This is a genomic window from Nesterenkonia suensis (assembly GCF_054782935.1).
Map to the genome: position 1 here is coordinate 166027 of NZ_BAAGRN010000009.1, position 14689 is coordinate 180715.

Annotated in this window: 15 protein-coding genes; 14 read left to right on the forward strand and 1 reads right to left on the reverse strand. The window is 69.1% G+C overall.

Going from position 1 to position 14689, the window contains the following annotated elements; genetic code table 11:
* The first annotated feature begins 171 nt into the window (after nucleotides 1-171).
* From infA to ACYVKI_RS09445, 8 genes are all read left to right on the forward strand, one after another.
* Nucleotides 172-393: a translation initiation factor IF-1 gene (gene infA, locus ACYVKI_RS09410; RefSeq protein ID WP_070162529.1), complete on the forward strand. Its 222-nt coding sequence runs from the start codon at nucleotides 172-174 to the stop codon at nucleotides 391-393.
* An 11-nt stretch (nucleotides 394-404) separates the two neighbouring features.
* Entirely contained in the window at nucleotides 405-518 is a 114-nt protein-coding gene (rpmJ, locus tag ACYVKI_RS09415) for a 50S ribosomal protein L36 (RefSeq protein WP_070162531.1), read from the forward strand.
* A 238-nt stretch (nucleotides 519-756) separates the two neighbouring features.
* On the forward strand, nucleotides 757-1125 hold the full coding sequence (gene rpsM / locus ACYVKI_RS09420; RefSeq protein WP_460690090.1) for a 30S ribosomal protein S13: 369 nt from the start codon (nucleotides 757-759) through the stop codon (nucleotides 1123-1125).
* 80 nt (nucleotides 1126-1205) lie between these two features.
* Nucleotides 1206-1607, forward strand: coding sequence for a 30S ribosomal protein S11 (gene rpsK, locus ACYVKI_RS09425; RefSeq protein ID WP_179540869.1), 402 nt, complete (start codon nucleotides 1206-1208; stop codon nucleotides 1605-1607).
* Nucleotides 1608-1722: 115 nt separating this feature from the next.
* Complete coding sequence (locus tag ACYVKI_RS09430; protein WP_460690091.1) at nucleotides 1723-2736, forward strand: DNA-directed RNA polymerase subunit alpha; 1014 nt, start codon at nucleotides 1723-1725, stop codon at nucleotides 2734-2736.
* A 78-nt stretch (nucleotides 2737-2814) separates the two neighbouring features.
* Complete coding sequence (rplQ, locus tag ACYVKI_RS09435) at nucleotides 2815-3321, forward strand: 50S ribosomal protein L17 (protein ID WP_460690092.1); 507 nt, start codon at nucleotides 2815-2817, stop codon at nucleotides 3319-3321.
* A 136-nt stretch (nucleotides 3322-3457) separates the two neighbouring features.
* Complete coding sequence (truA, locus tag ACYVKI_RS09440) at nucleotides 3458-4309, forward strand: tRNA pseudouridine(38-40) synthase TruA (protein WP_460690093.1); 852 nt, start codon at nucleotides 3458-3460, stop codon at nucleotides 4307-4309.
* 226 nt (nucleotides 4310-4535) lie between these two features.
* Nucleotides 4536-6005 (forward strand): sugar porter family MFS transporter, encoded by a 1470-nt coding sequence (locus tag ACYVKI_RS09445; RefSeq protein WP_460690522.1) that lies wholly within the window; start codon nucleotides 4536-4538, stop codon nucleotides 6003-6005.
* A 50-nt stretch (nucleotides 6006-6055) separates the two neighbouring features.
* Here the strand turns inward: ACYVKI_RS09445 and ACYVKI_RS09450 are convergent, their stop codons facing one another.
* Nucleotides 6056-7966: a BglG family transcription antiterminator gene (locus ACYVKI_RS09450; protein WP_460690094.1), complete on the reverse strand. Its 1911-nt coding sequence runs from the start codon at nucleotides 7964-7966 to the stop codon at nucleotides 6056-6058.
* A gap of 290 nt (nucleotides 7967-8256) precedes the next feature.
* Between ACYVKI_RS09450 and ACYVKI_RS09455 the strand changes: the two genes are divergently transcribed.
* The 6 genes from ACYVKI_RS09455 (at nucleotide 8257) to glmM (ending at nucleotide 14662) form a co-directional block, all read left to right on the forward strand.
* Nucleotides 8257-8556 (forward strand): PTS sugar transporter subunit IIB, encoded by a 300-nt coding sequence (locus ACYVKI_RS09455; RefSeq protein WP_460690095.1) that lies wholly within the window; start codon nucleotides 8257-8259, stop codon nucleotides 8554-8556.
* A gap of 66 nt (nucleotides 8557-8622) precedes the next feature.
* Complete coding sequence (locus tag ACYVKI_RS09460) at nucleotides 8623-10668, forward strand: PTS mannitol transporter subunit IICBA (RefSeq protein ID WP_460690096.1); 2046 nt, start codon at nucleotides 8623-8625, stop codon at nucleotides 10666-10668.
* Nucleotides 10669-10694: 26 nt separating this feature from the next.
* Complete coding sequence (locus ACYVKI_RS09465; RefSeq protein WP_460690097.1) at nucleotides 10695-11837, forward strand: mannitol-1-phosphate 5-dehydrogenase; 1143 nt, start codon at nucleotides 10695-10697, stop codon at nucleotides 11835-11837.
* Between the two features lie 311 nt (nucleotides 11838-12148).
* Complete coding sequence (gene rplM / locus ACYVKI_RS09470) at nucleotides 12149-12592, forward strand: 50S ribosomal protein L13 (RefSeq protein ID WP_460690098.1); 444 nt, start codon at nucleotides 12149-12151, stop codon at nucleotides 12590-12592.
* 39 nt (nucleotides 12593-12631) lie between these two features.
* On the forward strand, nucleotides 12632-13126 hold the full coding sequence (gene rpsI, locus ACYVKI_RS09475) for a 30S ribosomal protein S9 (RefSeq protein WP_460690099.1): 495 nt from the start codon (nucleotides 12632-12634) through the stop codon (nucleotides 13124-13126).
* 183 nt (nucleotides 13127-13309) lie between these two features.
* A complete protein-coding gene (gene glmM, locus ACYVKI_RS09480) occupies nucleotides 13310-14662 on the forward strand; it encodes a phosphoglucosamine mutase (protein ID WP_460690100.1) in 1353 nt (450 codons plus the stop codon).
* Nucleotides 14663-14689 lie beyond the last annotated feature (27 nt).

A 14689-nucleotide genomic window follows, 5' to 3' on the forward strand; every position in this document is an offset into this window, starting at 1 on the left:
TGTCAGAAACAGAACCAGATTCTCCCGGCCCGCACAGGTGTGCGGCGGCATCATTCCTCATGATCACGGGTCAGGCGGTGCGTTGCGCCGTCCTGGACCGGGTCGGTGGGCGCCGTCGTCCTCATGCTCATGCAGGCGCCAGACGGGGGAGTCGCGAACGGTGTGGAGCATATGGGTAAAAAAGAAGGTGTGATCGAGGTGGAGGGCCGCGTGACCGAGGCCCTCCCCAACGCGATGTTCCGTGTGCGTCTGGAGAACGACCACGTGGTACTTGCCACGATCTCGGGCAAGATGCGCCAGCACTACATCCGGATCCTCCCCGAGGATCGGGTCGTGGTGGAGATGAGCCCGTATGACCTCAACCGTGGACGTATCGTCTACCGCTACAAGTAAAGAGGAAAGCCATGAAGGTTCACCCCAGCGTGAAGCAGATCTGCTCTGACTGCAAGGTGATCCGCCGCAACGGCGTGATCCGTGTGATCTGCAAGAACCCGCGCCACAAGCAGCGCCAGGGCTGAGCTCCTCACCTTCTGCACACGATGAAGTGAGGGCGCCTGCGCGTTCGACCCACAGCTCAATGATGAATGGCAGTGCAGTCCGTGGATGAGCTGCATGGACACACCTCCGGTTGCCGAAGGCCGGAGACCCGATGACGGTGTCACCTCCGACACCGGATGCCGCCGATGCCCGCATCGGCGGATCCCAGAGGGAACGCACTGCTGAAGACCTTCGGACAGGAAAGAGGAGGACTGCCACATGGCACGTCTGGCTGGTGTGGACATCCCGCGCGAGAAGCGCACGGTGATCGCACTCACTTACATCTACGGCGTCGGCAAGACCCGCGCCAAGCTGGCCATCGAGGCCACCGGGATCGACCCGGAGACTCGCGTCAAGGACCTGACTGACGAGCAGCTGGTCGCTCTGCGTGACTACATCGAAGGCAGCTTCACCGTCGAGGGTGACCTCCGCCGTGAAGTCGCCGCCGACATCCGCCGCAAGGTCGAGATCGGTTCCTACCAGGGCCTGCGCCACCGTCGTGGCCTGCCGGTCCGCGGTCAGCGCACCAAGACCAATGCCCGCACCCGCAAGGGTCCGAAGAGGACCGTCGCAGGCAAGAAGAAGTAGTTCGGCGTGATGTCCGCGCCCGTCCGTCCCACGGACCGGTCGGCACACGCAGATCAGACCAACTGAGTCACGGAGAGAGTATGCCCCCCAAGACACGTGCAGCGGCTCGCAAGCCGCGCCGCAAGGCCAGCAAGAACATCACCCAGGGCCAGGCCCACATCAAGTCCACCTTCAACAACACGATCGTCTCCATCACGGATCCCACCGGCGCCGTGATCTCGTGGGCGTCGTCGGGCGAGGTGGGGCACAAGGGTTCCCGCAAGTCCACCCCGTACGCCGCGCAGATGGCCGCCGAGCAGGCCGCCAAGCGTGCCCAGGAGCACGGCATGCGCAAGGTCGACGTCTTCGTCAAGGGCCCGGGTTCCGGTCGGGAGACCGCCATCCGCTCCCTGCAGGCCGCCGGCCTCGAGGTCGGGTCCATCTCGGACGTCACCCCGAGCGCGCACAACGGCTGCCGGCCGCCGAAGCGCCGTCGCGTCTGAGCGACCTTCGACAGGACACCGAACTCCGCCGCGGCCTGACGGGCCGCGGCGGAGCTGAGCATCATCATCGCTGAGATTGCGTCATATAGCGGATGCACTCTGAAAGGAACCATCAGTGCTCATTGCACAGCGCCCCACGCTGACCGAAGAAGTCGTCGCAGAGAATCGTTCGCGCTTCGTCATCGAGCCCCTGGAGCCGGGATTCGGCTACACCCTGGGAAACTCGTTGCGTCGCACCCTGCTCTCCTCCATTCCTGGTGCCGCGGTGACCAGCATCCGGATCGACGGTGTGCTCCACGAGTTCACGACCATCGCCGGTGCGAAGGAGGACGTCACTGAGCTCGTCCTCAACGTCAAGCGGCTCTCGGTCTCCTCAGAGCATGACGAGCCCGTCGTCGCCTACCTCCGCAAGGAGGGCCCGGGCGAGGTCACCGCTGCCGACATCACGCCGCCGGCCGGCGTGGAGATCCACAACCCGGAGCTCCACCTGGCCACTCTCAACGAGGACGGCAAGCTCGACATGGAGCTGACCGTCGAGCGTGGCCGCGGCTATGTCTCGGCCTCGCAGAACAAGGCGGGCGACTCGGAGATCGGCCGGATTCCGGTCGACTCCATCTACTCGCCGGTCCTGAAGGTGAGCTTCAAGGTCGAGGCGACCCGTGTCGAGCAGCGCACCGACTTCGACAAGCTCATCGTCGACGTCGAGACCAAGCCGTCCGTCGCGCCGCGTGACGCCCTGGCCTCGGCCGGGACCACGCTGGTCGAGCTCTTCTCGCTGGCCCGTGAGCTCAACGTCGCCGCGGAGGGCATCGAGATCGGCCCGTCGCCGACCGATGCGGCCCTGGCGGCGGACATGGCGTTGCCGATCGAGGACCTCGAGCTGACCGTGCGGTCCTACAACTGCCTCAAGCGCGAGGGCATCCACACGGTCGGTGAGCTCGTGGCACGCTCCGAGGCAGATCTGATGGACATCCGGAACTTCGGAGCGAAGTCCATCGACGAGGTCAAGGACAAGCTCACCGAGCTCGGACTGTCCCTGAAGGACTCTCCGGCGGGCTTCGACCCGACGGCGGCCCGCTTCCAGGAGGCGGGCGAGGGCGAGTACCTCGAGGGCGAGCAGCAGTTCTGAGGAACTGACGCACACGACACCATCTGCGCGTCGCGGGGGCTGTGACCCGGCGGCGCACCATCCAAGGAGAACGAGACCATGCCTACCCCCACCAAGGGACCGCGCCTGGGCGGCAGCCCGTCGCACGAGAAGATGATGCTGCAGAACCTCTCTGTCAGCCTGTTCGAGCACCGCTCGATCACCACGACGGTGACGAAGGCCAAGCGCCTGCGCCCCTTCGCCGAGCGTCTGATCACCATCGCGAAGAAGGGCGACCTCGCGGCTCGCCGCCAGGTGGTCGGCCAGCTCAGTGCCAAGAACGCCACCAACCAGGCGGTCGTCCACGAGCTGTTCACCGTGATCGCCCCGGCCATGGCCGAGCGCGAGGGCGGCTACACCCGCATCACCAAGATCGGAAACCGGAAGGGCGACAACGCCCCGATGGCCGTCATCGAGCTGGTGATGGAGCCCGTCTCCCCGAAGCAGGCTGTGGTGAAGGAGGCCGAGCAGGCCGCCGCAGCGACGCCGGAGGAGCCGGTCGAGGATGCCACCGCCGAGGAGACTCCCGCTGAGGAGACTCCCGCCGAGGAGACCGAGGACAAGTGAGTCCCCGGGGTGTGAGCGCCCCGTGAGTCATCTGCGCCGGCCTCCGGCGCGTCCAGGAGCCCCCGAGTCCCGTGCAGGGACTCGGGGGCTCCTGTCTGTCGCGGCCCGTCCCCGTCTGCCGGATACGCTGGAGATCATGGCAGACGTGAGGATCCGACTCGACTTGGCCTACGACGGCGGCGCCTACCGCGGCTGGGCCGCCCAACCGGGGCTGCGCACTGTGGAAGGCGTGCTCACCGAGGCGCTGGCCACTCTGGTCCGCCGACCGGTGCGGGTCGTCGTCGCCGGGCGCACCGATGCGGGAGTGCACGCGCGCGGGCAGGTGGTGCATCTGGATATGACGCGCCCCGAGTGGGAGGGACTCTCGCGGGGGCGGGACATCGCTCCTGACGAGGCGATCCTGCGCAGGCTGGCGGGGGTGCTGTCCCGGGAGGGCGGGGCCGTGGTGGTGCACGCGGCCGCCGTGGTCCCGCAGGCATTCGACGCCCGGTTCTCGGCGCTGAGCCGCACCTACAGCTACCGGATCGCCGATCGTCCCGGACTGCGGGACCCCCTGCGCCGCGGGGACACGGCCTGGCATCGGGCGCCGCTCGATGACGTCCTGATGTCTGCCGAGACCTCGGGGGTGCTCGGGCTGCACGACTTCGGCAGCTTCTGCCGCCCGCGGGAGACCGGCACCACAGTGCGGGAGCTGCACGAGTTCACCGTCGCCCGGGGCGAGGACGGGGTGATCACGGCTCGGCTGACCGCTGATGCGTTCTGCCACCACATGGTGCGTGCCCTGATCGGCGCCACGCTGGACGTGGGGGAGGGCCGGCGTGCACCCGGCTGGCTGATGCACCGGCTGGGCGCACCTGCCTGGGACGCTGCGGTGCGCCTGGCTCCGCCGCACGGACTGGTGCTGGAGTCTGTGGACTACCCGCCGGAGGGGCAGATGGCCGCGCGCGCGGAGCAGACACGAGCGACCCGCCCGACCTCCTCAACCTGACCGGTGCGGGGCGGAGGCAGCGGCTGGCGAGAGCCGGACCACCAGTGATGTGATCTTTCACACGCAGTGGGCGGGATCACGGGACGGCGTGTGCTCCCGCTCCCGCGTCGGCATGCGGAACGGCCGGACATCGTTGCTGCTCAGGGGCGTGAAAGCGCTTCCCGACCGGTGCGGTAGTGTGCCACAGTCCGCGGTGCTCGCGCCCTGGGGCGGCGGGTGCGGCCGACTGGTCGAATACTGTGCCGACGCGAAGGACCACCATCTGATGAGCACCACCATCCGTTCCCAGGACCCCACGGTCACCGCGGTGACATGGGTCGTGCTGGTCGCCGCTTTCGGCGGCTTCCTCTTCGGATTCGACACCGCCGTCATCAACGGCGCCGTCGGAGCCATCCAGGACACCTTCGGCCTCTCAGAGGTGCTGATCGGCTTCACCGTCTCCTCTGCGCTGCTGGGCTGCATGGTCGGCGCCTGGATCGGCGGCGCGCTCTCCGACCGTCTCGGCCGTGTCCGCGCCATGATCCTCGCGGCCGGCGCGTTCTTCGTCTCCGCGCTGGGCTCCGGCCTGGCGGTGGACACGGTGGACCTGATCATCTGGCGCGTGCTCGGCGGCATCGGCGTCGGCATGGCCTCGGTCATCGCCCCCGCCTACATCGCTGAGGTCGCGCCCACCACGTTGCGCGGACGTCTCGGCTCGCTGTGGCAGATGGCCATCGTCATCGGGATCTTCGCCGCCGCCGTCTCCAACGCCTTCATCTCCAATCTGGCCGGCGGGGCGTCCGGGGAGCTGTGGTTCGGCGTGGACGCCTGGCGCTGGATGTTCCTCATCGAGGCGATCCCCGCGTTGATCTACGGCCTGCTGGCCACCTCCATCCCGGAATCGCCGCGCTACCTGGTCTCCCGCGGTGACGACACCCGTGCCGCCCAGGTGCTCCGCGACGTCGTCGGCCTCACCGGGGAGGCCGAGATCCGCGAGAAGATCGCCGAGATCACCCGCACCATCAACCGGGAGTCCCGTCAGCGTCTCCTCGACCTCCTCGTCTCCGGCAAGGCCATGCCCATCGTGTGGGTCGGCCTGGGACTTGCGGTCTTCCAGCAGTTCGTGGGCATCAACGTGATCTTCTACTACTCGAACACGCTGTGGCAGTCGGTGGGCATTCCCGAGGACCGGTCGTTCCTGATTCAGGTCATCACCACGTTGGTGAACATCTTCGCCACTGTGATCGGCATCATCATCGTGGACAAGGTGGGTCGCCGCATCCCGCTGGCCGTCGGATCGGCCGGCATGGCCCTGGGGCTGGGGATGATGGCCGTGGCCTTCTCGCAGGCCGTCACCGTGGGCGATGACGTCCAGCTGCCGGGCGCGTGGGGTGTGGTCGCGCTGATCTCGGCGAACGTGTTCGTGCTGTTCTTCGGCGCCACCTGGGGCCCGTTCATGTGGGTGCTGCTGGGCGAGATGTTCCCCAACCGCATCCGCGCCATCGCCCTGGGTGTGACGGCCTCGGCCAACTGGGCGGCGAACTTCGCGATCTCGACGATCTTCCCCTCTATGGCGGAGCTTTCGCTGGTCTTCGCCTACGGCTTCTATGCGGTCTCGGCGCTGCTGTCCCTGGTCTTCGTGCTCAAGTGGGTGCCGGAGACCAAGGGGCGGGAGCTCGAGGACATGGCGGAGGGCGCCCATTCGGCGCATCGCTGATCCTGTTCCGCTGACCCCGGCCCTCGGTGTCAGGGGGCTGGTGAGCCCGCTCAGCCGTCGATGACGGCGACCAGCTCGTCGAGGAAGCTGGAGAAGTCCTGCCCGCGGCGCAGCAGCCGCTGCACTGATTCGCGTTCGCTGAAGACCTCCACCAGCTGCTCGAAGACCGTCTGGAAGGCTTCGCGCTCCTCCTCGCTGAAGGCCACCAGCGCCACCACCTGGACGCGGGTGTCTCCCCACGGGACGGAGCCCTCGGCGATGCCCAGCGCGATGGCGGTCCTGCTGGCGGTCATCTGCAGCGCGTGTGGCACGGCCAGCGCCTCGGTGAACGCGGTCGAGGAGAGCCGTTCGCGTTCCACCGTGCGGTCGATGTAGTCCTGGTCGATCACCCCGCGGGCCGCCAGCGGTGCGCCGAGGGTCCGGATGGCCTCCTCCTCGTCAGAGGTGGTCAGGGGCCGGATGAACGCCTCGGGGCTGAAGTAGCGCTCCAGCTCCTCGCGCAGCCGGGCCAGGCGGCGGCCCCGGCGCAGCCGGGACGCCGCCGTGGTGATGCGCTCCAGGTCCGCGTCGGTGAGGAACGGGGGCAGCATCACTGTCCGCTCGTCCCGGTGGGGCGGCTCGATCGTGGTCAGCACCAGGTCGGAGCTGATCGCCGCCCAGTCGGGGTCCGCACCGGTCTCCACCCCTGTGACCTCGATGCTGGGCCCCAGGGACCGGGCGATCCGCGAACGCAGCAGCTCGTGCAGCTCGTAGTACCCGGGGCAGACGATGGTCGCGGTCAGCACGGTCTCCGCCATCCGGCGGCGCTCCAGGCGTCCGCCCACATGCATGGCGATGTAGGCGATCTCGTCGTCGTGGATCTCCACGTCCAGCCGCTGGCCGACGTCGTTGGCGATGGACACCGCCACCTGGAAGATCATCGGATAGGCGGACTTCAGCGAGCGGGTCAGCGGGTTGCGGGCCGTCGCGTGCTCCCGGGAACGCAGCACCAGGTTCTGCACGTGCAGCCCGAGACGCCGGATGAACCCCTCGTCGACGATGTCCACCAGGTACCCGTGGGCGGCGTGGGTGACCGCCTGCCGCACAGTGGCCTCGACCTCCGGGTCGAGTCGGACCTGCTCCTCGGCGGCCCCGCCGGGGGCGACCACCCGAGTCAGCACCAGGGAGCTGAGATGCTGCAGGTCTCCGGGGCCCAGGGCGACGGCGAAATGGCGGCGGCTCAACGCGTCGATGGTCGCGCCCAGGCGACGCTGGTCGTCGCTGGGCTCCCCATGGGTGCTGTGCAGAGCGCGGCCGCGCACCACCCGGTCGGCGGCGATCGCGGCGTGCAGGGCGACGTCGGCGGCGGCGAACTCGTTGACGTACCAGCCCAGCGAGGCCAGTTCGGCGGCCAGCTCCCGGGTGAAGGCACCAAAGGCCGCGCTGTCCACGGTGCCGAGCCCTGCGGCGCGTCGCAGGGCCTCCACGTCGAAGGTGCCCTCCTCCATCTCCTCATGGGCCAGCCGCGAGACCAGGCGGCGCTGGGCCAGCTCGTCGCCCACCAGCCGCACGCGGGGTCCACTGCGCTGAAGCTGCAGATCGGTCCCCTCCAACAGGCCGCGGACGCGGGCGAGATCCGACTCGACGGTGGCGTCGCTGACGTAGAGCGTCTCGGCGGTCTCGAAGACGTCGAGCCCCTCCTCGGCGGTGAGCAGCGCCCGCACCAGCCGGTGCAGTCGATCCCGGGGAGTCTCCCGTTCGCCGCCGGCGCGCAGACCCGCCAGCACGGGACGGTTGGCGCGGTATCCGGAAGGGCCGGACTCGACGGCGTCGCCGTCGGGAGTGCGGGCGTTGATCGCGGCGATGTAAGAGCGCACGCTACGCGGCGTCACGCCGAGGAGGTCGGCGAGCGCGGCCGCGGTGGTCCACCCGCGATCACGCAGCAGCAGCGAGACCAGCTGGTCCTGGCGCTGTCGGGTCATCGCACGCTCCCTCCTGCGCACTGGATCGATCATCGGAACCTGCCGCAGGCCGACGGCGGGCTCCCCGCCCACGATACCCGCGCGGATGCCGCCAGCCGGCGGGGAGGACGCGGGGCGGACGGAGAGGACGCGGCGAGGACGCGGCGAGGACGCGGAGAGGACGCGGGGGAGGACGCGGGGGAGGGCACGGGGCGGCGGAGGGTTTCCGCAGGGGCGGAAACATCAGTGGTGGTGACCTGGATCTCCTGCCGCGGAGAATGGTCAGCAGACGAGGAAGGGGCTGATGGTCGATGCAGATCCTGGTGGTGTGCGGCGCAGGGGCGTCCAGCACGTTCGTGGTCCAACGTCTCCGCAGCGCACTGCAGCGGGCGGGGCTCGGGCATGCCGTGCGCGCCGGCTCCGAATCCGCCCTGGACGCAGGCCTCGGCGACGTCGACCTCCTCCTGGTGGGTCCCCATCTGGGGGACTCCGTGGAGGATCTCCGCGCCCGGGCCCCCGGTTCTGCGGTCGCGCTCCTTCCCCCGGACATCTTCAGCGACCTCGACGGGTCCCGGACCCTGTCCCTGATCCTCGAGGCGCTGCCTGACTGACATCAGCACAGTCCTTCGACCCCACAGATCACTCGCCCCGCTGGGGCACCTGACGAAAGGCACACCATGACGACGACGTCGCCGTCGCCCGTCGCGCAGTCCCCGGAGCAGAGGTCTCCGGGCGGTCTGCGCGTCGGGGTCCAGAAGTTCGGATCCTTCCTCTCGGGCATGATCATGCCCAATATCCCGGCACTCATCGCCTGGGGGCTGTTCACCGCGTTCTTCATCGAGGTCGGCTGGACCCCCAATGAGGCCCTCGCCACGGTGGTCGGCCCGATGATCCACTACCTGTTGCCGGTGCTGATCGCCATCCAGGGCGGTCGGATGATCTATGACCTCCGGGGAGGGGTCATCGCCGGCGTCGTGACCTTCGCCGTCATCGCCGGCTCCGACTACTTCATCGCTCTGCACAACGCCGGGGTGGCGGAGGCCGACGAGCTGCCCGAGGTCCACATGTTCATCGGCGCCATGCTGATGGGTCCCCTGGCCGCCTGGGTGATGAAGCAGGTCGACAGGCTCTGGGAAGGACGGGTGAAGGCCGGCTTCGAGATGCTGGTCTCCATGTTCACCGGCGGCATCGTCGCCTTCGTCGTCGGGATCTTCGGCTTCTACATCGTGGCCCCGATCATCAACTGGATCATGCAGACCCTCGGCGCCGGGGTGGAGTGGCTGGTGCAGACCGGGCTGCTGCCGCTGACCAGCATCCTCATCGAGCCGGCGAAGGTCTTCTTCCTGAACAACGCCGTCAATCACGGGGTGCTCACTCCGCTGGGAATCGCCGAGTCCTCACAGCAAGGCAGCTCGATCCTCTTCCTGCTCGAAGCCAACCCGGGTCCCGGTCTGGGCATCCTGCTGGCCTTCAGCTTCTTCGGTGTGGGTGCCGCCCGTGCTTCCGCCCCGGGGGCGGCCGTGATCCAGTTCGCCGGCGGCATCCACGAGGTCTACTTCCCCTATGTCCTGATGAAGCCGACACTGCTGCTGGCCGTGATCGTCGGTGGTGCCACCGGCGTCGGCACCAACATGGTCTTCGACTCCGGGCTCCGGGCACCGGCTGCCCCCGGTTCGATCTTCGCGGTGCTCGGCCAGACCGCGGCCGGAAGCTACCTCGGCGTCGTGCTCTCCGTCGTGCTCTCGTGCGCGGTGACCTTCGTGGTGGCGGCCGTCATTCTGCTCTCCAGCCGCAAGCGTGACCTGCAGTCTCAGGACGGCTTCGCCGATGCCGTGGCCAAGACCGCCGCGGCCAAGGGCAAGTCCTCAGCGGCGCTCTCCGGCCTGGCCTCCCCGGCCGCCTCCGGTGAGGCCGCCGGCCGCATCAACTCGATCATCTTCGCCTGCGACGCCGGTATGGGCTCCTCCGCGATGGGGGCCTCGGTGCTGCGGAAGAAGATCAAGGATGCCGGCGTCGAGGGCGTCACGGTGACCAACAAGGCCGTGGCGGCCCTGCCGGGCGACACCGACCTGGTGATCACCCAGCAGCAGCTCACGGATCGGGCTCGCGGTCAGGAGCCGGAGGCGATCCACGTCTCCGTGGACAGCTTCATGAACGCCCCGGAGTATGATGAGGTCGTCGAGCTGGTCCGCCGCAGCGCCGAGTCCGTCGAGCCCGCCTCGCCACCGGAGGATGCCGAGTCGACAGCCTCTGGTGCGGCGTCCACAGTGCACGCCGCCCGGCAGGACGGTGGGATCCTGACCCTGGATCGGGTCCGCATCCACTCCGGCTCCGCCACCCGGGACGAGGCCATGGCCGAGGCGGCGGCGGCCCTGGAAGCCGCCGGCGCGGTCACCGGGGACTACCTGGCCGCCATGCATGAGCGGGAGGAGACCGTCTCCACCTTCATGGGCAACGAGCTCGCCATCCCGCACGGCAGCAACGAGGCCAAGGACGCCATCAAGGCCTCCGCGCTCTCGGTGGCCCGGTACGACGACGGCGTGGACTGGGGCGGACAGCGCGCCACCTTCGTCATCGGCATCGCCGGAGTGGGGGAGGAGCACCTGCAGATCCTCTCCCGCATCGCCCGACTGTTCGGAGACACAGCGACCGTCCAGCGGCTCAAGGAGGCCACCAGTGAGGAGGAACTGCTCGAGCTGCTCTCCGCGGTGGACGAGGACTGATGATGGAGAGCACAGGAGGACCAGTCATGAAGGCCGTGCATTTCGGTGCAGGAAACATCGGTCGGGGCTTCGTCGGCCTGCTGCTGCGCCAGGGAGGCTATGAGGTCGTCTTCTCCGACGTCGTCGCACCCCTGGTGCAGGCCTTGGACGCCGCGGAGAGCTATACGGTCCATGAAGTCGGCGACGGCGGCACGGACCGGGTGGTCGACGGGTTCCGTGCGGTGGACTCCGCGCAGTCCCCGGAGGCCGTGGCCGAGGAGGTGGCCACTGCGGAGGTGGTGACCACCGCCGTCGGGCCGATGATCCTGAAGCACATCGCCCCGCATGTGGTGGCCGGGCTGCGGCGGCGCGCCGCGGATGCGCCGCCGCTGCAGGTCATGGCCTGCGAGAACGCGATCGGCGCCACGGACACCCTGGCCGGACATATGCGGGAGCACGCCGGGGCGGACTGGGAGGAGCTCTCCGCCCGGGCGGTGTTCGCCAACACGGCGGTGGACCGCATCGTCCCCGGACAGCCCGAGGGTGCGGGGCTGGACGTCACCGTGGAGCCCTTCTTCGAGTGGGCGATCGAGCGTGGGCCGTTCGGGGAGAACCCGCCGCACATCCCCGGTGCCCACTTCGTGGACGATCTCGGCCCGTACATCGAGCGGAAGCTGTTCACCGTGAACACCGGGCACGCCGCGGCCGCCTATCTGGGGTCTCGGGCCGGTGCCGGGACCATCGCCGAGGCGCTCGCCGACGACGCCGTGGGCGCCGGGGTGGCCGCCGCGCTGGAGGAGACCTCCGCGCTGCTGGTGGCCAAGCACGGCTTCGCGGCCGAGGACATGGCCTCCTACCGGGAGACGATCCTGGGGCGGTTCCGGAACCCGGCGCTGCCGGACACCGTGCAGCGCGTGGGTCGCCAACCGCTGCGCAAGCTCTCCCGCCACGAACGGCTGATCGGCCCGGCCTCCCAGGCCGTGGAGCAGGGGCTGGAAGCGGAGGGGCTGCTCGCCGTCGTCGACGCCGCCCTGGACTTCCGGGACGCCGACGACGAGCAGGCCAACCAGCTGGAGGGGCTGCTGGCGGATCTGCCGCCGAGGGATTTCGTGGAGCAGGTGACCGGGCTGGAGGCCGACCACCCGCTGGCCGGGCCGGTGGAGGAGCTGGTGGCACGCCGTCGCGGCTGAACCGGCCACTCCCGGCCTCGCGCTGAGGAGGCCGGGGAGGGTCACGTTGCCGCAGTGGAGGCCAGCCGGTATAGTAAACAGCTGTTGTGCGTGTCCACTCCTGCGTGGGCTCGTGTCGAGGCGGTTCAGTTGCATGGCCGTATGCCTCCACGAGCAGCAGGGGAACTCACGGGCCCGGCATCTTCCCAGCCCTCACCTGGGAAGCCGGACGGCGCACTCGCGAAGAAACAGCCACTGATGCACGGTGCTTCTCACACCACCATGCGTCCAGTGCGCTGATCCGTAGAACACCGACCGAAGGCATCATCACCGTGCGTACGTACACTCCGAAGCCTGGCGACGCCGACGCTCAGTGGCACATCATCGACGCCACTGACGTCGTGCTGGGTCGTCTCGCCAGCCAGACCGCCGCCCTGCTGCGCGGCAAGCACAAACCGACCTTCGCTCCCCACCAGGACATGGGCGACTTCGTGATCATCATCAACGCTGAGAAGGTCGCCGTCACCGGCGACAAGGGCCAGAAGAAGCGCTACTGGCGCCACTCGGGCTTCCCCGGCGGCATCTCCTCCCTGACCTTCGACGAGATGATCGAGCGTCACCCGACCCGTGCGGTCTACGGCGCCGTGAAGGGCATGCTGCCGCACAACAAGCTCGGTGCCGCTCAGCTGAAGAAGCTGCGCGTCTACGCCGGCCCGGAGCACCCTCACGTGGCTCAGCAGCCGAAGCCGTACGAGATCTCCCAGGTCGCTCAGTAGTCCTGGCCACCCGACACGAGAACATTTTCAAGGAGAACCGTGGCTCAGAACACTGAAGAGCTGAACACTTCCGAGGAGCTGACCAGCTTCACCTCGGAGTCCGCCCCCGCCCAGGAGACCGGCGAGACCGAGCGCGCCCCGCTGACCGTCGGCGGTGCCGCCATCGGCCGTCGCAAGCGTGCCCGGGCCCGCGTGCGCATCGTCCCCGGCTCCGGCCAGTGGACCATCAACGGCCGCAGCCTGGAGGACTACTTCCCGAACAAGCTGCACCAGCAGGAGGTCAACGACCCCTTCACCCTGCTGGGCCTCTCCGGCGCCTACGACGTCGTCGCCCGCATCGACGGCGGCGGCCCCTCCGGCCAGTCCGGGGCGCTGCGCCTGGGAATCTCCCGCGCGCTGAACGAGATCGACCGGGACCACAACCGGCCGGCACTGAAGAAGGCCGGGTTCCTGACCCGCGATGCCCGCGCCGTCGAGCGTAAGAAGGCCGGCCTCAAGAAGGCCCGCAAGGCTCCGCAGTACTCGAAGCGCTGATCTCAGCGCCGTCTGCTCCCCGCCGCTGATCCAGCGGTCCGGAGCCGCACGAGGACCCCCGCTCGGCATCCGCCGACGGGGGTCCTCGTGTGTCCGGGCGCCGTCACGGCACATCGGACGGCTGGGTTAGGGCGCGTGCCGGTGCAGGCACACCGCCTCGCTATGGATAGACTTGTCCGCATCATGGCACGACTTTTCGGAACCGACGGAGTGCGCGGGGTGGCCAACGGGCTGCTGACCGCGGAACTCGCCCTCTCGCTCTCTCAGGCCGCCGCTGAGGTGCTCGGCCACCGCCGCACCCCCGCAGGGCGCCGCCCCGTGGCGGTGGTGGCCCGCGACCCTCGTGTCAGCGGGGAGTTCATCTCCGCCGCCGTCCAGGCCGGGCTGGCCAGCGCCGGGGTCGACGTCCACGACGCCGGGGTCCTGCCGACCCCGGCAGCCGCCTTTCTCGTGGCCGATGTGGACGCGGACTTCGGAGTGATGATCTCCGCCTCCCACAACCCGGCCCCGGACAACGGGATCAAATTCCTCGGTCGCGGCGGCCACAAGCTCGACGACGCCCTCGAGGACGAGATCGAGGACCAGCTGGCCCATGAGCCGCCTCGCCCCACCGGGAGCGAGGTCGGCCGCGTCCGGCGCTTCGCCGACGCCGAGGACCGCTATGTGCTCCACCTGCTGCGTTCTCTGGGAGGCGTCTCCCTCACCGGCCTGAAGATCGTGCTGGACTGTGCCCACGGTGCCGCCTCCGGCTGCTCGCCCGAGGCGTTCGCCGATGCTGGGGCCGAGGTCGTCGTCATCGGGGCCGAACCTGACGGCCACAACATCAATGAGGGCTGCGGGTCCACCCACCTGGGTCAGCTGCAGGAGGCCGTGGTCGCTCAGGGTGCGGATCTCGGGATCGCCCATGACGGTGACGCCGACCGCTGCCTGGCCGTGGACCACACCGGCGCCGTCGTCGACGGGGACCAGATCATGGGCATCCTGGCCCTGGCGCTCCATGCCGACGGGCAGCTGAAGGACGACACGCTGGTGATCACCGTGATGAGCAACCTGGGGCTGAAGCTGGCCATGCAGAAGGCCGGCATCACCGTGGTCGAGACCTCCGTGGGGGACCGGTACGTGCTCGAGGGCATGCGCGCCGGCGGATACTCCCTGGGCGGTGAGCAGTCCGGGCACCTGATCTTCTCCCAGTACGCCACCACCGGCGACGGTGTGCTCACCGGTCTGCAGCTCGCCGCCCGGGTGGCCGCCACCGGACGGTCCCTGCGGCAGCTGGCGGCCGAGGCCATGGAGCGGCTGCCCCAGGTGCTGGTCAACGTCTCCGGGGTGGACAAGGCGCGGGTGAAGACCCACGAGGTCGTGCAGACCGCTGTCGCCGAGGCGGAGGGCCGGCTGGGCGAGGCAGGCCGGGTGCTTCTGCGACCCTCTGGCACCGAACCGGTGGTCCGGGTCATGGTCGAGGCGGAGACGGCGGAGCTGGCTCGTCAGGAATCCGAGTCGCTGGCTGCGATCGTCCGCTCTGAGCTGGCGCTCTGAGGCCCTCAGCTGTCCTGCCGGGCTGTC